The organism is Chryseobacterium viscerum, from assembly GCF_002899945.2.
GTDB lineage: Bacteria > Bacteroidota > Bacteroidia > Flavobacteriales > Weeksellaceae > Chryseobacterium > Chryseobacterium viscerum.
Genome location: NZ_PPEG02000005.1, coordinates 234,571 through 252,028, shown reverse-complemented (window position 1 = coordinate 252,028; position 17,458 = coordinate 234,571). Strand labels below are relative to the sequence as shown.

At 36.2% G+C, this 17,458-nt stretch carries 18 protein-coding genes; 4 read left to right on the top strand and 14 right to left on the bottom strand.

Annotated elements, in window-relative coordinates; translation table 11 throughout:
• Positions 1–30: 30 nt before the first annotated feature.
• From C1634_RS13030 to C1634_RS13000, 7 genes are all read right to left on the bottom strand, one after another.
• Positions 31–1,002, bottom strand: a complete 972-nt coding sequence (locus tag C1634_RS13030; protein ID WP_103233676.1) for an NAD-dependent epimerase/dehydratase family protein — start codon at positions 1,000–1,002, stop codon at positions 31–33.
• Positions 999–1,784: an SDR family NAD(P)-dependent oxidoreductase gene (locus tag C1634_RS13025; RefSeq protein WP_103233675.1), complete on the bottom strand. Its 786-nt coding sequence runs from the start codon at positions 1,782–1,784 to the stop codon at positions 999–1,001. Before C1634_RS13025 ends, C1634_RS13030 begins: the two co-directional genes overlap by 4 nt.
• Before the next feature lie 159 nt (positions 1,785–1,943).
• Complete coding sequence (locus tag C1634_RS13020) at positions 1,944–3,032, bottom strand: helix-turn-helix domain-containing protein (RefSeq protein WP_109738548.1); 1,089 nt, start codon at positions 3,030–3,032, stop codon at positions 1,944–1,946.
• 31 nt (positions 3,033–3,063) lie between these two features.
• Positions 3,064–3,705 carry a rhomboid family intramembrane serine protease gene (locus C1634_RS13015; protein WP_103233673.1) on the bottom strand — a complete coding sequence of 214 codons (642 nt, stop codon included), beginning with the start codon at positions 3,703–3,705 and terminating at the stop codon, positions 3,064–3,066.
• Between the two features lie 40 nt (positions 3,706–3,745).
• Positions 3,746–6,337: a DNA gyrase/topoisomerase IV subunit A gene (locus C1634_RS13010; protein WP_103233672.1), complete on the bottom strand. Its 2,592-nt coding sequence runs from the start codon at positions 6,335–6,337 to the stop codon at positions 3,746–3,748.
• Between the two features lie 8 nt (positions 6,338–6,345).
• Positions 6,346–6,822, bottom strand: a complete 477-nt coding sequence (locus C1634_RS13005; RefSeq protein ID WP_228410069.1) for a hypothetical protein — start codon at positions 6,820–6,822, stop codon at positions 6,346–6,348.
• A gap of 109 nt (positions 6,823–6,931) precedes the next feature.
• Positions 6,932–8,818: a DNA topoisomerase IV subunit B gene (locus C1634_RS13000; RefSeq protein WP_109738547.1), complete on the bottom strand. Its 1,887-nt coding sequence runs from the start codon at positions 8,816–8,818 to the stop codon at positions 6,932–6,934.
• A 294-nt stretch (positions 8,819–9,112) separates the two neighbouring features.
• Between C1634_RS13000 and C1634_RS12995 the strand changes: the two genes are divergently transcribed.
• Together C1634_RS12995 and C1634_RS26025 are read left to right on the top strand one after the other, a co-directional pair.
• The gene (locus C1634_RS12995; RefSeq protein ID WP_109738546.1) at positions 9,113–10,261 is read left to right on the top strand and encodes a methionine aminotransferase; all 1,149 of its coding nucleotides are present in this window, start codon (positions 9,113–9,115) and stop codon (positions 10,259–10,261) included.
• A gap of 313 nt (positions 10,262–10,574) precedes the next feature.
• Complete coding sequence (locus C1634_RS26025) at positions 10,575–10,745, top strand: hypothetical protein (RefSeq protein WP_153816322.1); 171 nt, start codon at positions 10,575–10,577, stop codon at positions 10,743–10,745.
• 119 nt (positions 10,746–10,864) lie between these two features.
• Here the strand turns inward: C1634_RS26025 and C1634_RS12990 are convergent, their stop codons facing one another.
• From C1634_RS12990 to C1634_RS12965, 6 genes are all read right to left on the bottom strand, one after another.
• Positions 10,865–11,629 (bottom strand): SDR family NAD(P)-dependent oxidoreductase, encoded by a 765-nt coding sequence (locus C1634_RS12990; protein WP_109738545.1) that lies wholly within the window; start codon positions 11,627–11,629, stop codon positions 10,865–10,867.
• A gap of 89 nt (positions 11,630–11,718) precedes the next feature.
• The gene (locus tag C1634_RS12985) at positions 11,719–12,657 is read right to left on the bottom strand and encodes a helix-turn-helix domain-containing protein (RefSeq protein ID WP_109738544.1); all 939 of its coding nucleotides are present in this window, start codon (positions 12,655–12,657) and stop codon (positions 11,719–11,721) included.
• A 59-nt stretch (positions 12,658–12,716) separates the two neighbouring features.
• Positions 12,717–13,496, bottom strand: coding sequence for a helix-turn-helix domain-containing protein (locus tag C1634_RS12980; protein ID WP_103232717.1), 780 nt, complete (start codon positions 13,494–13,496; stop codon positions 12,717–12,719).
• A 6-nt stretch (positions 13,497–13,502) separates the two neighbouring features.
• Positions 13,503–14,633 (bottom strand): MBL fold metallo-hydrolase, encoded by a 1,131-nt coding sequence (locus C1634_RS12975; protein WP_103232718.1) that lies wholly within the window; start codon positions 14,631–14,633, stop codon positions 13,503–13,505.
• Positions 14,630–14,932, bottom strand: a complete 303-nt coding sequence (locus tag C1634_RS12970; RefSeq protein WP_123921445.1) for a Rossmann-fold NAD(P)-binding domain-containing protein — start codon at positions 14,930–14,932, stop codon at positions 14,630–14,632. The genes C1634_RS12975 and C1634_RS12970 overlap by 4 nt, the downstream gene beginning before the upstream one ends.
• Before the next feature lie 2 nt (positions 14,933–14,934).
• Positions 14,935–15,960 (bottom strand): SDR family oxidoreductase, encoded by a 1,026-nt coding sequence (locus C1634_RS12965; RefSeq protein WP_109738542.1) that lies wholly within the window; start codon positions 15,958–15,960, stop codon positions 14,935–14,937.
• Positions 15,961–16,192: 232 nt separating this feature from the next.
• Here C1634_RS12965 and C1634_RS12960 point away from each other — a divergent pair, with 232 nt between their 5' ends.
• Positions 16,193–16,390, top strand: coding sequence for a bacteriocin (locus tag C1634_RS12960; protein ID WP_103232721.1), 198 nt, complete (start codon positions 16,193–16,195; stop codon positions 16,388–16,390).
• 39 nt (positions 16,391–16,429) lie between these two features.
• A complete protein-coding gene (locus tag C1634_RS26020; RefSeq protein ID WP_165835326.1) occupies positions 16,430–16,588 on the top strand; it encodes a hypothetical protein in 159 nt (52 codons plus the stop codon).
• A 414-nt stretch (positions 16,589–17,002) separates the two neighbouring features.
• Here C1634_RS26020 and C1634_RS12950 read toward each other — a convergent pair whose 3' ends face one another.
• Entirely contained in the window at positions 17,003–17,287 is a 285-nt protein-coding gene (locus C1634_RS12950) for a hypothetical protein (protein WP_103232723.1), read from the bottom strand.
• Between the last annotated feature and the right edge of the window lie 171 nt (positions 17,288–17,458).

Genomic DNA, 17,458 nt, shown 5'->3' with positions numbered 1-17,458 from the left:
CTGGCTTTTTTATTATTGACAGAGTGAAAATCACTGTTTATTATTTTTAGTAAAATATTGGATGGCCTCTTCTATAGCTTTATTGACAGGTTGATACCGGATCCCAAGCTCCTCTACCGATTTCTGATTGTTATAATAGTTACAAATCTGCAGGGCTTTCATATTGGAGCTACTGAGGTTTGTTTTTATGTTTAATTTTCTCAGCCCGTCACCAATCAATCCAAGGAAGTTCAAAACCGTATTCGGAATGGGTAGCATTATCGGTTTTTGGTGTGTAATCCTGTTTATTTTCTTAAAAAAGTCTTTATAACTTAAGTTTTCATTGGCTAAAAGATATTTTTCAGCATTTCTCCCCTTTTCAATAGCATTCACTATTCCGTGGGCAGCATCTTCTACATGCACAAAGTTCTTTCCTCCTTTTGGATAGAAAACCAGTTTCTTTTTCCAGGCCCAAAAGATAATTTTCCCGGAACTCGGCTTGCTATCATAAGCTCCGATCATAAAAGTGGGATTTACAATGATGACTTCTGTATTTTTACGGCTACTTAAAAGATAGTCTTCGGCTTCCCGTTTGCTTTGAGCATATAATGAACGGGTAAAAGGATAAAGCTGGGGTGCTTTTTCACTCCCCCAGAATGCTGTATTCCCATATCCTAAAGTATTGGCTGTACTCACCAACAAAAACTTTTTCACCTTCATTGATTCTGCTTGAGTAAACAGGTTCACAACAGCCTCATAATTTACTTTCCTATATTCATCATACCTGATGAGATCTTGCCGTGTTTCTGCCGCAATATGGATGATACAATCAATATCTATAAGCAATGATGAAAGATCGGATGAAAGATCTGCTTCCACCAGCTTCAGATTCTCGTTTTCTTCGCCCAGCCATGTGCTTTTCTTGCGCACCAGAGCAATAACAGAATAACCATTTTGTAGTAATTTTATAATAACATTAGTTCCCAGAAGACCTGTAGCTCCGGTTACACAAATTTTTTTCATGCTTCAATTTCTCTTTTTATAGCCTGGGTCATCAACGGAAGTTTGATCCATATCGGTAAAATTTTCATCACAAGCCAGCTGATTGGATTCACCATAATTACGGAATCTTTTTTGAATAATTGACGAATGCAGTAGGAAGCTACTTTATCAGGATTCAAAAGGGTTAATCTTCCTATAAAACCTTGTTTTTCAATTCTTTTACAGACATCCACATTGGTTTTCATAGCGCCGGGATTTACAACGCTTACAAAAACATTAGTATCTTTCAATTCTTCATGCAGTCCTCTTGAAAATGAATGGATAAAGGTTTTGGTCGCAGGATATACCGTTTTAAAACCTATCGGAGAAAAGGCTGCCATGCTTGAAACATTTAAAATATAAGCTTTGGGCTGTCTTAAAAGGTTCGGAAGAAGCTGGTGGGTGATGAGTGAAGTTGCAGCTACATTCACCTGCAGAATGGTATTGATATAATCCGAAGAGGCTTCTGTAAATTTCTTAGTCCCGCCAAGCCCGGCGTTATTGATCAGGATATGAATATCAAAGGAGTGGTTGATCCATTCTGTGAGTTTCATGACGTTCTCATTAACGGAAAGATCTGTTTCGTAATAAGGGGCTTTTATATGATGTTGTTCTTCCAGTTCCTGAGAAAGTTCTTTCAGATTCTGATTCGGAAGGCTTACAAGAACAACATTGATATTTTTCTTTGCCAGATTTTCGGCGAATGCTTTACCAAGTCCCTGGCTTGCTCCTGTAACGACGGCATATGATTCTTTGGTATCCATAAGTTTAAATTTTACGGTACAAAGCTACAGGGATAGACCGGTTTGAATGTTCCAGATTATCTGAACGAACTAATTTTTAAATAAGAAAAACAAAACAATCAATTCGTTAAAAATCAATCATTTATAAAAATTAAAAAGTAAAACTTTATAAACCGGAACTTATTTTTTGAACTCAGAAGGGGTTTGTCCGGTTACTTTTTTAAAAGTTGTATTAAAAGAGGTTTTGGAATTGAATCCTGATTCATAGGCAATTCCCAGAATGGATAATTTACTGTTGGGTTCTTTCAGAAGTTGTTTAGCATAATCTACCCTGAATTCATTCACATATTGGAAGAAATTCTTTCCAAAACCTGTATTGATAACGTAAGAAAGATGATGGGTAGAAACCGACAGGATTTCTGCAAGTTTGATAAGATTCAATTCGCTTTCAAGGTAAGGTTTCTGGGTTTCCATGATGTTTTCAAGCGAAGATTTAATTTTTAATAATTCATCATCAGAAATCAGTTTTCTTTTTACTTCTTCAGGATCTGAATCTTCATTCATAGAGATCAGCTCCTCTATTTGTTTTTCTTCTAAAGGATAAATTTCCTTCTGCTTCAGAGAATAATATCCTACACAATAAATAACGAAAAGGAAAACGGTATTGATAAAGAAATTCAGTGATTTTGGGTCATAGAACAGATTATAAATCACATAGATAATATTGACAATAAGAAGGACCAGGATAATATATTCCAGCCAATTCAGATTAATTCCTTCTGTATTGGACGAAAACTGCTGGATCTTCCGCTGGTGTTTTCTGATGGTAATATAAGAAAGACCTGTATAAAATAAGGCTTGAATCAGGATCAAAATAACACTCAGATATTCAAACGGAGTTTCATATCCCCATCTTACCAATATAAGGCACAGAACGAAAGCTGCAGGCAGTAATAAAAACTTGAAGTCTTTAGTTTTAAAAGTAAAAGCGGGATTGGTATAAAACAGGACACTGAAATAAAAAACAATAGGGGTAAAAAACTGAATACATCTCACAAAAAACAGAGAATGGAATTCCACGGTTGAGCCTGTGATCAGAAATAAAACCTCATCCAGCCAGAAGGTAGACCATAGAAAAAGAAATATTCCAAACCAGAAATTGGCTTTTCGGTTCACCCTTAAAGGATTGGCCAGCTTTAGTAGAGAAAGCAAAACCAATGAACCATAGATAAGTATCACGATGAAACTGTTTAACTCTGATGTGTTCATTGGTTTTGATATTTTAATTAAAAATAGTCTTTTATCCTATTCGTTTCCTTACAAATATTTCATATCCTAAATAAATTAAGGGAAGTGACATGATTCCTAAGAAAAGGATATTACTCATGGCTAGCTGCGGATGCATTGCAATAGAATAAACAAGTCCGAAAAATGCCCCTCCAAGGTGAGCTGCATGCCCCAGGTTATCCCATTGCTTAGGATTCAGCATCATGTATACAGAGTATCCGAAATAGATAGTTCCAAATAACCATCCCGGTAAAAAGTTGACACTGATCTCATTCGGAGCCATCGCAATGGACGCAAAAATGATTCCTGAAACGGCTCCTGATGCTCCGATAGCAGAATACCAGGGTTGTTTTTTATAAATCTGTAAGCTGAATAAATTCCCCAGAATCATTGATCCAAAATAGAGAATCAAAAACCCTACTTCACCAAAGAAGTTAACAACGACTCCCTGGAAAAAATACAGAGAAAGCATATTAAAGAATAAATGCATAAAGTCTGCATGCAAAAATGCAGAACTGATAAGCCTTATATATTCTTTACGGTTCGTAATCGCTCCGACATTGAATTTATATTTTTCAAATAATGCTGTATTATTGAGCCCCATGTAACTAAAGATACATGTGATTGCAATGATAATTAAAACGACTATACTCATCTTATATTTTTTATGTTATACCTGAACAGACATCTATGGTCTATTCATTTTCATTATTCCCGTCACCGTTGAACAGGTCCCCTATAATTCCTCCATCTTCATCCATATCTCCGGTTGGTTCCCGATCTTCGTACACTTCAGGCTCCTCTTCTACCGGTTCAGGAATGGTAATATTGATTGCCTTTACTTTAAATTTCGTAAACTGGTTACCGATTGCTTTTATTCCTTTTACGGTTATAAATTCGTCGATATTTATGGTTTCAGAGTCACGGTCTTTTCCTTTATCTTTCGCAAAAATAATTTCAGCGGTTGCATCATTGGCAACGATAATGTTTTCAATGAATGATTTAGGGTGTTCAGACGGCATGAAAGTCTGTACGTTTACGGTGTTTTCCAGTAAGAATCTCTTGATAAAGTAAATATCTTTCTCTCCATCATAATAAATACAGGTAATCGGCTGCGCAGGTCTCCATTTTTCCAGGATCAGATATTCGTCATCAAAACGGTTACCCAAGTCAAAAGATACCAGCTTTACTTCTCCGTTGGTATTGATCGTCAGAATTCTGTCATCTCCTTTGAAGCTTCCCAGTAACGTTCCTCTTACATCTGCATTCAATCTTCTTACCGTATCATCAAACCAGATCTTTCTAGGTGCCAGAGTAGAAACTCCTTCTTCTTTCATATCTACTTTCTTTACTGCATATTTTGTCACCAGATTTCCTTTGGAATCACGTCCTTTGATGGCAAGGTCAGAAAAACTGATCTCCATTTTATTCTTCCTGATTCTAGGGTTTGGTTTTAAAAGAACAGTCACTGTTTCTGCTTCTCCATTAGGATTGGCCGAAAAATAAAGTGTTTCTGAACCTTTTTTGTCTGATGCCAGCGGATAGTCTGTATTTCGGGTAACTCCTGTTACGGAGAAACGCTTCATATAATAAGGACCTTCCCTGCCTTCGCGGTAGATCATATTATAGACTGTTCTCTTATCATTTTTCTTCCATATGGCAACATGCAGAATATCTTTTCCGACAAAAGTTTTAGCTTCTACTTTTACCACCTTCATGCTACCGTCTTTTCTGAAAATAATGATATCATCAATATCAGAACAGTCAAACAGATACTGGTCTTTTTTAAGTGATGTTCCGATAAAGCCTTCTTCAAAATTCACATAGAATTTTTCATTGGCTACGGCTACTTTTGTAGCATCAATCGTATCAAAGATTCTAAGCTCTGTTTTTCTCTGCTTGTCTTTTCCGTATTTTTTCTGAATATTCAAATAATAATCAATGGCATAGGCAATCAGATTGGCAAGATGGTGTTTCACCTGCTCTATTTTACCTTCCAATGCTGCGATATTTTCTTTAAATTTATCTAAATCGAATCTTGAAATTCTCTTGATTCTGATCTCTGTAAGCTTTAAAATATCTTCTTCTGTAACAGCTCTTAAAAGATGCTTGGTATGAGGTTTTAATCCTGCATCGATTGTTTTTATGACATCTTCCCAGGTTTCTACCTCTTCAATATCGTGATAGATCCTGTTTTCTATGAAAATTCTTTCTAATGAAGAGAAATGCCAGCTTTCCTGAAGTTCGTGAAGTTCAATTTCAAGTTCTTTCTTCAGCAATGACACCGTATGCTCCGTATTCATTTTCAGAATGTCAGAAACATTCATGAACATGGGTTTGTCACCTACGATCACGCAGGCATTCGGAGAGATTGTCACCTGACAGTCCGTGAATGCATACAGAGCATCAATGGTCTTATCCGGTGAAACATCATTATGAATATGGATCAGGATTTCTACCTTATCTGAAGTATTATCCTCAATCTTTTTGATCTTGATCTTTCCTTTCTCATTGGCCTTCAAAATAGAGTCAATAAGATCGGTTGTTGTTTTTGAGTAAGGAAGCTCAGAAATAACCAATGTATGTTTATCTGTCTGGGTAATTCTTGCTCTTGCTCTTACTTTTCCTCCTCTGTGGCCGTCATTATATTCGGAAACATCCAGATAACCGGCTGTTAAAAAGTCCGGATACACTTCGAAATTCTTTCCTTTCAGATGTGCTACAGATGCATTGATAAGCTCATTGAAATTATGGGGAAGTATTTTAGTGGAAAGCCCTACCCCAATACCTTCTACTCCCTGTGTAAGAAGCAAAGGAAATTTTACCGGTAGATCGATAGGTTCATTATTTCTTCCGTCATAAGACTTTGTCCATTCTGTAGTTTTAGGATTAAAAACTACTTCCAGGGCAAAAGGAGTCAGCCTTGCTTCGATATATCTTGCAGCAGCAGCAGAGTCTCCTGTATAGATATTTCCCCAGTTTCCCTGGGTATCTATCAGTAATTCTTTCTGCCCGACTTGCACCATAGCATCAGTAATGGAAGCATCTCCATGGGGGTGATACTTCATTGTATTTCCCACAATATTGGCCACTTTATTATAACGGCCATCTTCCAGTTCCCGCATAGAGTGCATGATTCTTCGCTGAACGGGTTTTAAACCGTCATACACCGAAGGGATAGCTCTATCCAAAATTACATAGGAAGCATAGTCCAGGAACCAGTCTTTGTATAAACCGGAAACTTTCTTTAAGCTTTCACCCTCATGCGAATATTCTTCTGTCGTCATCTGTTTTGTTAATCTTTTTTCTCTTTATTAGCTTTCACTACTTTATTCAGAGAGATTTTTAAATCGTTTACTTCTTTTTTTGTCAAATAAGAAATCTGGTACTTAAGTATGGTAGAACCATTATTCTTACTTGAAACTGTAACGTATAATCTTTTGACAAAGAAAATACGAACCACATCATATTTTATCAACTTATATTTCGGAAATTCATCGTGAAGAGGCTTGTCTAAAAAAGGAATAATATTCCTGTTTTTAAAGTTAAGCGCTTCTCCATCGCTGTCATATTCAAAAATTTGTCGTCCGCAAATATAAAAGATAATCAGCAGCAGAACGGGAACAATAACCAATAAATAACTTTCTTTACCCAATGCATTAAATCTGTATTTATTGGCTGCAAATACGATTAATCCAAACATCGTCATCATCAAAAGCAGGGTACTCAAAGAGTTATAAACTGATACTTTATTACGGTTACTTAGTCTCATTTTGATTTTTTTGGTGTGTAAGTTTTATAATTTCCTACTTCATCCAAACCTGTGTTTTTTCAGTCTCTCTATGGCTTTTAACGACCATTTTTTTGATTTTTAAGCTTTTTTAATTTCCTACTTCATCCGGAATTACTTTTTTATCAATATCAGTATCATCCTCCACCACTAGGTTTTCAAGAATAAAAACCTGTCTGTCCGGAGTATTTTTCCCCATATAAAACTCCAGAAGTTGTTCTATAGTCTGGTCTTTTCCTATTACCACAGGTTCTAATCTGATATCTTTACCGATGAAGTGCTTGAATTCGTCCGGAGAAATCTCTCCTAATCCTTTAAATCGTGTGATTTCAGGATTTTTCCCCAGCTCATTCAATGCTTTTACTCTTTCAGCTTCTGTATAGCAATATCTTGTTTCTTTTTTATTTCTCACTCTGAATAACGGAGTCTGAAGGATATAAAGGTGTCCGTTTTTTATCAGATCCGGGAAGAACTGCAGAAAGAACGTAATCATCAGCAAACGGATGTGCATCCCATCGACATCGGCATCGGTAGCAATGATTACCTGATTATATCTAAGATCTTCTAGGCTTTCTTCAATATTCAAAGCCGCCTGAAGAAGGTTAAATTCCTCATTTTCATATACCACTTTCTTGGTAAGACCATAGCAGTTCAGTGGTTTACCTTTGAGCGAGAATACAGCCTGTGTTTCTACATCTCTGGATTTTGTGATAGATCCTGATGCAGAATCCCCTTCGGTAATGAAGATCTGAGAATCTCCTTTTCTCTCGGCTTTCTGATCATTATAGTGCTGTCTGCAGTCACGAAGTTTTTTATTGTGAAGAGAAACTTTCTTTGCTCTTTCTCTCGCCAGTTTCTGGATTCCGGAAAGCTCTTTTCTTTCTCTCTCGGAAATCAATATCTTTCTTTGGATCGCTTCTACAATATCTGGATTCTTATGTAGGAAATTATCCAGTTTACTTTTAAGGAAATCTATGATAAATATTCTTACCGTAGGTCCATTCGGTCCTATATCATTAGATCCTAATTTTGTTTTGGTCTGGGATTCGAAAATCGGTTCTTCTACATTGATCGAGATGGCTGCGATGATAGACTTCCTGATATCGGAAGCATCAAAACTTTTATTGAAGAACTCACGAATCGTTTTTACATACGCTTCACGGAATGCATTAAGGTGTGTTCCCCCTTGGGTGGTATTCTGTCCGTTAACGAATGAGAAGTAGGTTTCTGTCTGTGATTTGTCAGAATGGGTAATCGCGACCTCAATATCTTCATCCTTTAAATGAATGATCGGATAAAGGATATCACTCTCCAATTCTTCTTCCAACAAGTCTTTAAGACCGTTTTCAGAATAATACGTTTCTCCGTTGAAAAGAATTTTAAGTCCCGGATTCAGATAGGCATAATTGCGGAGCATTCTTTCGATATACTCTTTTCTGTATTTGAAGTGCAGGAAGATATCTCCATCAGGAACAAAGGAGATTTCAGTACCATTTCTGTCTGAAGTTTCTTTTTCTTCAAAGTTTTCAGTGATCACTCCACGGGAGAATTCAGCCGCTTTCATTTTTCCGTCACGGAAAGAACGCACTCTGAAGTAGTCTGAAAGAGCATTCACCGCTTTGCTACCGACCCCGTTCAATCCTACAGATTTTTTAAACGCTTTACTGTCGTACTTACCACCGGTATTCATTTTGGAAACAGCATCTACGACTTTTCCCAACGGGATTCCACGTCCAAAGTCACGGATAGTAACTTTGCCGTCGTCCAGCTTTATTTCAATTCTTTTCCCGGATCTCATTCTAAACTCATCAATAGAGTTGTCCAGGATTTCTTTTAGCAGGATATAAATACCATCATCAGCGGAAGAACCATCACCGAGCTTCCCGATGTACATACCGGGGCGCAGACGGATGTGTTCCTGCCAATCGAGGGTTCTGATATTATCTTCGGAGTAGGTTGGATTTATTTCTTGTGACATATATGATTTCAGCAAACATACAAAAGTACAAAATTGTCCAAAATTATCCGAATTTTAAAAATCATTTTTTCCTAACTTTTATCGTTTTGTCAAGAGAGCAGTCATAGAGTTTTAACCCAATCAAATTTGTTCACAGTACAAAAGTAATCAGAGTCTATTTTTAACTCTCAAAATTTTCGTTACCTATTGCATCTTATAGAAATTTTATTTTTTCGCTCCCAACCAATATTTTATTCTCATAATGTTCAGACTGTTTTAAATATTTCATTAAATTCGATCAACAAAACTGTTTTTATGATACAACTTCCTTTATCAAAACTTTCCAATGTAGGAACGACCATTTTCAGTCAGATGACTCAACTTGCCAATGAAAATGAGGCGATCAATCTGTCTCAGGGCTTTCCGGACTTTATGCCTGATCCGGAATTGCTGAATTATGTAGATCATTTTATTAAAAAAGGCTTCAATCAATATGCTCCACTGGGAGGAATGATCGGTCTAAAGGAAGAAATTGCAAGAAAAATTGAGAACAGCCACCAAGCAGTCTACCATCCTGATTCTGAGATAACCGTTACAGCAGGCGGAACTCAGGCTATTTTCACCGCTATTGCTTCTTTTATCAAGAAAGATGATGAAGTGATTATTTTTGAACCTGCTTATGATTGTTATGAACCTACTGTAGAGCTTTTCGGAGGGATTGTAAAACGTTTTGAAATGAAAGCTCCGGAGTATGAAATCGATTGGGCTGCTGTAAAAAATCTTGTCAGCGACAAAACCCGAATGATCATTCTTAATAATCCCAACAACCCATCGGGGAAAATCCTTAAAGAAAATGATATCCAGGAGCTTATTCAACTGGTAAAAGGAACTTCCATTCTTATTTTAAGTGATGAAGTGTATGAAAATATTGTTTTTGATGGAAAACAGCATCTAAGCATCTGTAAATATCCTGAGCTTAAAGAAAGAAGTTTTCTTGTTGCCTCATTCGGGAAACTTTTCCACGTTACCGGTTGGAAGGTTGGCTATTGTGCTGCTCCTAAAATCCTAACGGACGAATTCAGAAAGGTACATCAGTTCAATGTTTTTTGTGTAAATACTCCTATTCAGCTTGCATTGGCAGAATATATGAAGAATGAAGAGCATTATACCCACCTGAATCAGTTTTTCCAGGAAAAAAGAGATTTCCTGAGAAAAGGTCTTGAAGGAACTTCTTTTGAACTTCTGGATTGTGAAGGAACGTATTTTCAGGCTGTAAAATATGGCAAGATATCGGATAAAAATGATTTTGACTTTGCCTCAGAACTTACTATTAATCATAAAGTTGCGAGTGTTCCTTTCTCTTCGTTTTATAAAAATAAACTGAATGAAAATGTGATCAGATTGTGCTTTGCCAAGAAGCAGGAAACCTTAGAAAGGGCTATTGAGAATTTATCGCGTGTTTAATCGTGATTTTTATGGTTTTGTTGGTAAACGCTAAGACGTAAAGAAATTTTTATAAGCCAGATATTTTAAGGTGCGAAGATTTTATCTTCGATAAAATTGTACTTTCCTAAAATGATGTGTATGTCTCAACTGTACTCTTTTTTAAGAATGCAGCGGGAAATCTATCTTTCAAAGGATATTGTATATTTTATTCTCTTGCAGATTTTTATTTATTATGGGCTGAAACAATAAATGACTTTTCTCTTTAATAAGTGATTTATATATTGTAATTTTTCATATATTTATAATAATCAACTTATTAAATAATAAAACCATGAAAAAAGAGATCAAAAGAAAAAAATTAACAAGGAAGGAATTAAATACAGTCAATGGAGGTTTTGGGAATGTAAGATGTACCAATTCTTCGGGATATTGTGTATATATCGGCCCTGGTTGTAGAGAAGCGGAATGCCAGCTACCGGAACCTCTTGAACCAGATGCGTAGATTGAATGAGCATCAAAAGTCTACTCTTCATCAAGAAACAGTAAATAATACAATCGGCTGGCTCAAAAATGAGCCAGCCGATTGTATTGTAATTAAGATTAATCTCAGAACATCAAGTCTTATAAAAACATTCCTCCTGAAACTTCAATTCTCTGCCCATTGATCCATCTGGCATCTTCCGTACACAGGAAAGCTACTACTCCACCGATATCATCAGGAAGACCTACTCTTCCAAGAGCTGTAGCCCCTGCTACCATTGCATTGATCTCTTCATTGTCTCTCACTCTTCCACCCCCAAAATCTGTTTCAATAGCGCCCGGAGCAACTACGTTTGCTTTGATCTTTCTTGATCCTAATTCTTTGGCCATATATTTCGTAAGCATTTCTACACCAGCCTTTATTGATCCATAAATAGAAGATCCGGGTGTTGCAAACCTTGCCAGTCCTGAAGACACATTAATAATTCCTCCTCCATCATTGATAAATGGCAATAATTTCTGAGTCAGGAAAAAGACTCCCTTGAAATGGATATCCACCACATCATCCAGCTGTTCTTCTGTCACTTCTGTAATCGGTGAATACAAAGCTGTTCCTGCATTATTGACAAGATAGTCGATATGCGTGCTTCCTGTATTTTCCTGTAAGTGATCCGTAACATTTTTCACAAAAGCATCAAAGCTTTTCATGTCTTTGGTATCCAGTTGAAAGGCGGCAGCACTCCTTCCCATTGATTTAATTTCATTAACAACAACCTCCGCTTCTTCTTTGTTGCTTCTGTACGTAATGATAACATCAAGTCCTTTTTGAGCAATCTTAAGCGCTGAGTTTTTTCCCAATCCACGGCTTCCTCCGGTCACCAGTGCGATATTTGTTTTTGTGTTCATTGTATTTTGATTATTTTGATGGTACAAAGTTGGGGTATTTTCAGAGTGAAGTGTTTGCTTGAATCAATCTGAAATTTGCAAAATTCAAATCAGGAACGAAATTCTAATGGGGTAAACGTGGTTTTTCTTTTAAAGAAATTGGAAAAATGGGCTATTTCTTCAAAACCTAGAGCATAGGATATTTCCGAGACGTTCCATCTCGTCTGTTTTAACAAGATTTTGGCTTCCTGAGTAATACGGTCAGAAATAAATTCCGTCGTGGTTTTTCCGGTACTTTCTTTTAATCTTTTATTCAGATAATTGACATGCACAGCGAGTCTGTCTGCATAATCTTTTGCCGTTTTCAACTGTAATCTCTGTTCCCAGGATTCAATAGGAAACTGTCTTTCCAACAGCTCTATAAATAAAGAAACAACCCTCATGGAAGCATCATTTGAAGCCGATATCTTAGATGCCGGCTGTAGTTTCTGCCCATAGTGAATCAGTTCCAGAACATAGTTTCTGATCAGATCATATTTAAAAACATAGTCTGAATCAATCTCTTTTTTTATTTTTTTAAAAAGGTTTTCAATCTCTTCTGCAAGTTCATTATCAATTTCAAAGACAGGTACTCCGCCAGGCTGAAAAATAGGGAGATCTTCGAGGTTATAGTAGGATTTATCTTTAATGAAAAAGTCTTCTGTAAACACACAGAAACTTCCTGACTGGTCCGGATCTTCAGGCACCCAATGATAGGGAACTTTAGGAGTAGCAAATAATAAGGCGTTTTGCTTGATTGAAATTACTTTGTCTGCATATTCTGCTCTGTTTCTCCCTCTTATAAAGCTTATCTTATAGTATTTCCTTCTGTTATAAGGCATTTCGGAAGTTGTTTTTACCTTTTCAATCGTCTGGGCAATATCAAATACATTAAAGTGCCCAATATCTTTATGAAGTCCCTTTGGAAAAATACTTTCCAGATCTTTGCCTAATTTGGCGGCCATCTCTTTATAAAAGTCTTCGAGTGAAGTATGTGCTATTTTTTCCATCGCAGATGATTTGTAAAATTCAAATATACAAACTTATGAAACAGTCAGCTTTGAATGTATTAAAGATTACTTGCCAACACTCCAAATTCTTTTTTAAATGCAAATGAAAAGTGTGATAGATCTTCAAATCCAAGGTCAATATAAATGTCTGAGGGTCTTTGTTTTTTTTCTTCAATCAGAAATTTTGCTTCCTGTAAGCGTCTTTTGATTAACCAGCGGTTGGGTGTTTCATCAAATATTTTCTTAAAATCTCTTTTAAAAGCAGATAAGCTGCGTCCTGTAAGATAGGCGAAGCTTTCTAAATTAACATTAAACTTATAATTTTTCTGCATAAATTCTTCAAGGTCTAATCTTCCCGGAACGCCAAAATCAAAGAGTATATCGGACAATTCCGGATGCAGCTCCAATAGGATGAGTAATAATTCTTCTCTCTTTACGTCTGAAAAAGCATTGTTTATCTGCCCGGAATCTGTGTAATAAGGTTCTAATGAAAGCAAAAAACTATTAATCAAAGTGTCTTTTTTTATAGGAATAAAAGCATCTTTTGACTGATGATTCTGAAAAGACATGCTGTGCTTTTTATGAAAGTCTATTAAAAATGGTTCATCAAAAATAAAAATGACTTTTTCAAATTCGTTATTATATTTCTGCTTATTATAACGGGCCAGATGGTTTTTACGTACAATGCAACTGTCACCAGGCTTTAGCACATAATGTTTATTGCCATCATAACCGTTCATAGTTCCTTTTGCCAGAAATAAAAAGAAATGTTCAGCTATAAATTGTTCCGGCGAAATTGTAGGACCAACAAAACAGGACTTTATCTCAGTTATTTTCATTGTGCATTATTTTATATTTTTCCACCATTGCTTAAATTGTTGTGTGCTGTCATTCAGCTTTACCTTTTCACCAATCATAGGGGTGGCAAAGCGGTAAGATTTTGACTGTGAGAGTGCTGAAATACGCTCTAAAGGCTCATTCCATGGATGTCTTGCCAGTGTAAATTTGGAATGGTGAACGGGAAGCATATTTTTTGCTTTCAATTCTGTGGCTGCCAGCGCTACTTCTTCAGGAAGCTCATGCACCGACTGCCATGCTTTATTGTATTGTCCGCATTCCATGATAGCCCAGTCGATGGAAGGGTATTTTTCAGCAATCTTCTTAAAACGGCCGCTATAGCCTCCATCTCCACTGTAATAAACATTCATAGCGGGTGACTGGATAAAAAATGAGAGCCATAAAGCTTGTGAACTTTTAAAGCCTCTCCCTCCGTCATGATGAGTACTTTCAGTAAAAATGGCAAAATCAGGCTTTACCTGTACTTTATCACCCCAATCTTTTTCAATAATCTGCTGTTTTGTATAGCCCCATCTTTCATAATGTGCGCCTGCTCCCAGTCCACAAACCACATGTTTTACTTTGGGTTGTAAAGCTTGTACCGTTTCATAATCCAGATGGTCGTAATGATCATGTGAAAGCAGCATATAATCGATCTCTGGCATATCATCTGTTGTATAGATATCGCTTCCTTTGTAAGCTGTTACTCCCCATGGTAATGGTGATGCCTTACCACTGAAAACAGGATCTACCAAAATTTTAACTCCATCCAGCTGTAAAAAGAAAGAAGAGTGTCCGAACCATACGATCGCATTTTCGTTTGCAGGAATTGATTTCAGATCCGTTTTTATGGAAGGTATGGCATCAATGGGTTCTGTATGAGGATATTCTTTGGCCAGAGATCTCCATATTTCACCTAGCATGCTGTATCCTTCAGTAATCGTCGGTTTTTCTTCCAGATTCCTGAATTTCCCTTCTTTATAATGGGGTGATTTTTTGACCTGTTCTAATCTTTCTCCTTCGGGTAATGCTCCAAATTGCGGCTTCTTCATATAAAACCAACCTATAAAGATCATTATCAGAATGAGACACAATAAAGCAATTATAGTTCTTTTAAGCAGTTTTAAGAATGTTTTCATCGGCCTGATATTTTAATGTCTTTCACTTCCAAGACAGATTGGGGATATCCTTTGGAAACACAGTGAATCATAGCTAATCCTACTTCATTCATCCTGCAGATCCAATTGGGGAAAGCCAAGTACCATAATGGTGAAAGTGTATCAAAAATACGGTAAATAAAACGAACATTTTTCTGACCTTTTACGGGCCTCATGAATCCGGGACGGAAATTATATACTGCTTTAAAAGGAAGTTTAAGCAAAGCGTTTTCAGTTCTTCCTTTTAGTCTTGCCCACATTACCTTACTAATGACTTTCATTTTTAAATCTGATTAAATTTAATTAAACTTTCTGCGGCAGCCAATATAGCTTCTTCCGCTTTTCTTGGCTTCCATCCTAATAATTTTTTTGCTTTTTCACTACTGGCTCTTTTTACCAATCCCAGGTGAGGAACAATCATTTTTAATTTTGGATTAAAAACAGCAAACAATCGAATGATCCAATTAGACAATTCTTTTGTAGGAGCCTTATCTGCAACTTTCCCTAAATTCCTTCTGAGAACCGCTGCCACTTCCAGCATAGAAAGTGCTTCTCCTGCTACAGCAATAAAGCGCTGACCATTGGCTTCAGGCATACGTAATGCTTTAAGATGAAGATCTGCAACATCCCGTACGTCTACAAAACCTGTAATCAGTTTAGGGCAGCCTTTCATTTCTCCATTGAGCATTTGTTTTATAATCTGAATAGAATGCGCATAATCATTTGATAACACCGGTCCCATCACAGTCGTGGGATTCACTACAGCTAGTTCCATCCCATTTCCTTCATTTTGGATAAAATCCCAGGCAGCTCTTTCTGAAATGGTTTTAGAACGCTGATAAGGCGCTACTGTATCATTGAGTACCGTCCAATCTTCTTCCGTATAGGGCGTATTTTTCAATGTACCGTAACTCACAGCACCAAAGGCTGAAGTCAGCACGACTCTTTTTACCCCTGCTTTTTGGGCTGCTCTCAACACAAAAAGCACTCCGTTTTTAGCCGGAATCACAAAATCATCTTCTGTTTTTGCATCGGTATGAGAAGTGGGTGAAGCCGTATGAATAACGTATTGACAGCCTTCAATAGCTTTTTCCCAACTTAATTCATTTTCTAAATCTGCTTCCGCAAAAGTTAAGTTTTCAAAAGACTTGATTCCTCCTTCTTTCAACATTTGTTTTACCAATTCCGACTTATTAAGGTAACGAAGGGAAGCTCTTACTTTATACCCATTATTAAGCAGAGCAATCATACAATAGCAGGCTATAAAACCTGAACCTCCTGTTACCAAAACCGTTTCTTTATTTTCCATCTTTCTGAAGTATTAGTAAGGCAAATTTCCAAAATAAAACACTGAATCAATGTGTTGAAAAGTCCATTCTTATTGTGTTGAAAAGTCCAACGGATTTACTAATTCAACATAAGCTCAATTGTTAATATTATAATTAATTAGTTAAATAGTTACATATTTTTTCTAAACATGGTGATATACTTCAATTATTTTCATTACTTTCGTTACAACTAACCCATTAAAAATCAAACTAATGAAAAATCAAATCAGTCAAATCGGGAAAAAATTAAACAAAAAAGAATTAAAAACGATTAAGGGAGGTATGTTAGATTGTATGGAGCCAATTCTATGTACAGAATTTCCTTGTGAAACATATCCACCTGATGATGTAAGAAACTGTACTAAGATTTCAGTTGGTTGCGCTCAAAAAATTTGCAGACCACAGCCTTAAGATTTACAGAATAAATAACTAAACCCAAAATCAAACATTATGAAAAATCAAGATTTAAACCACGGAAAAAAATTGAATAAAAAACAATTAAGAGTCATTACTGGTGGAAAAGAAATGTGTCTGCTCCCTGATCTGACTTGTAAAAGAATTTCTTTTGCCTGTGCAGAGCTACAATGTCAGCCTGGTATTGAAATTTAATAATATAACATAGGACAAGCACTTTCGTATATTCGAAAGTGCTTTCTTTTACAGATTTTTTATGTACAACAAAAAACTAAACCATTTGAAATTCAAAAAACAATGAAAGAACAAAGTTTAAATAAGGGAAAAAAACTTACCAAAAAGCAGTTAAAAACTATCTCAGGCGGAGTAATGATATGTACTCACAGTGGTGGTGGATGTGCCCAAATTCACCCGTCATGTTATGAAAAACAATGTCGCCCGGGAGTAAGTGAAGTATGTATGCCTACCTCCAATACATGTACAAAAAAATCTTTTAATTGCGTAGAGCCACCATGCTGGCCAGATTTAGAACCTCCAATCCAATAAATACAAATGCTTCTCAAAAAAGAAGCATTTTTTATATAATATGTTTAAAAAATAAAAGCCAAGCTAATCCTCGTTAGGCAGCCCCCATTTTCCATCTTTATATTGTAACGAATGAGACAGTTCCTGCCCTTTACTCAATATATAAATATCAAATTTTTCAGGATTTTTCTTATCCTTAAATAATTTGGAAATATATGTTCTTCCAACATCTGTGACTCTTGTATAAGCTGTTTGTTTATTCTTGTCTTCTGGTATAAATTTACCATCTTCAGCTACTGAAAATCTTTTTTTACCATCCGACTTATCAAGCCAACCTGTTGCATAGCAATACGCCAGAAAAATTCCCAAAATGAAATATTAAATAGGAGGCATCTTTTATCAGTCTTACTCTACGTTCTATATATTCAGGGTAAAGATTTTCATTTTCTAAACTGTCTTTCTTAAAATCCTTATACTTGAATTCATCACTAAAAGCAAAAAACGCTCCCAAATTCATGGAAACGTTTTTTATTATAAACG

What these genes read in the sequence shown, in the direction of transcription:
- C1634_RS13030 (WP_103233676.1), bottom strand. Translation starts at nt 1,002, where the DNA reads ATGAAAAAAATTTGTGTAACCGGAGCTACAGGTCTTCTGGGAACTAAT.
- C1634_RS13025 (WP_103233675.1), bottom strand. Translation starts at nt 1,784, where the DNA reads ATGGATACCAAAGAATCATATGCCGTCGTTACAGGAGCAAGCCAGGGA.
- C1634_RS13020 (WP_109738548.1), bottom strand. Translation starts at nt 3,032, where the DNA reads ATGAACACATCAGAGTTAAACAGTTTCATCGTGATACTTATCTATGGT.
- C1634_RS13015 (WP_103233673.1), bottom strand. Translation starts at nt 3,705, where the DNA reads ATGAGTATAGTCGTTTTAATTATCATTGCAATCACATGTATCTTTAGT.
- C1634_RS13010 (WP_103233672.1), bottom strand. Translation starts at nt 6,337, where the DNA reads ATGACGACAGAAGAATATTCGCATGAGGGTGAAAGCTTAAAGAAAGTT.
- C1634_RS13005 (WP_228410069.1), bottom strand. Translation starts at nt 6,822, where the DNA reads ATGAGACTAAGTAACCGTAATAAAGTATCAGTTTATAACTCTTTGAGT.
- C1634_RS13000 (WP_109738547.1), bottom strand. Translation starts at nt 8,818, where the DNA reads ATGTCACAAGAAATAAATCCAACCTACTCCGAAGATAATATCAGAACC.
- C1634_RS12995 (WP_109738546.1), top strand. Translation starts at nt 9,113, where the DNA reads ATGATACAACTTCCTTTATCAAAACTTTCCAATGTAGGAACGACCATT.
- C1634_RS26025 (WP_153816322.1), top strand. Translation starts at nt 10,575, where the DNA reads ATGAAAAAAGAGATCAAAAGAAAAAAATTAACAAGGAAGGAATTAAAT.
- C1634_RS12990 (WP_109738545.1), bottom strand. Translation starts at nt 11,629, where the DNA reads ATGAACACAAAAACAAATATCGCACTGGTGACCGGAGGAAGCCGTGGA.
- C1634_RS12985 (WP_109738544.1), bottom strand. Translation starts at nt 12,657, where the DNA reads ATGGAAAAAATAGCACATACTTCACTCGAAGACTTTTATAAAGAGATG.
- C1634_RS12980 (WP_103232717.1), bottom strand. Translation starts at nt 13,496, where the DNA reads ATGAAAATAACTGAGATAAAGTCCTGTTTTGTTGGTCCTACAATTTCG.
- C1634_RS12975 (WP_103232718.1), bottom strand. Translation starts at nt 14,633, where the DNA reads ATGAAAACATTCTTAAAACTGCTTAAAAGAACTATAATTGCTTTATTG.
- C1634_RS12970 (WP_123921445.1), bottom strand. Translation starts at nt 14,932, where the DNA reads ATGAAAGTCATTAGTAAGGTAATGTGGGCAAGACTAAAAGGAAGAACT.
- C1634_RS12965 (WP_109738542.1), bottom strand. Translation starts at nt 15,960, where the DNA reads ATGGAAAATAAAGAAACGGTTTTGGTAACAGGAGGTTCAGGTTTTATA.
- C1634_RS12960 (WP_103232721.1), top strand. Translation starts at nt 16,193, where the DNA reads ATGAAAAATCAAATCAGTCAAATCGGGAAAAAATTAAACAAAAAAGAA.
- C1634_RS26020 (WP_165835326.1), top strand. Translation starts at nt 16,430, where the DNA reads ATGAAAAATCAAGATTTAAACCACGGAAAAAAATTGAATAAAAAACAA.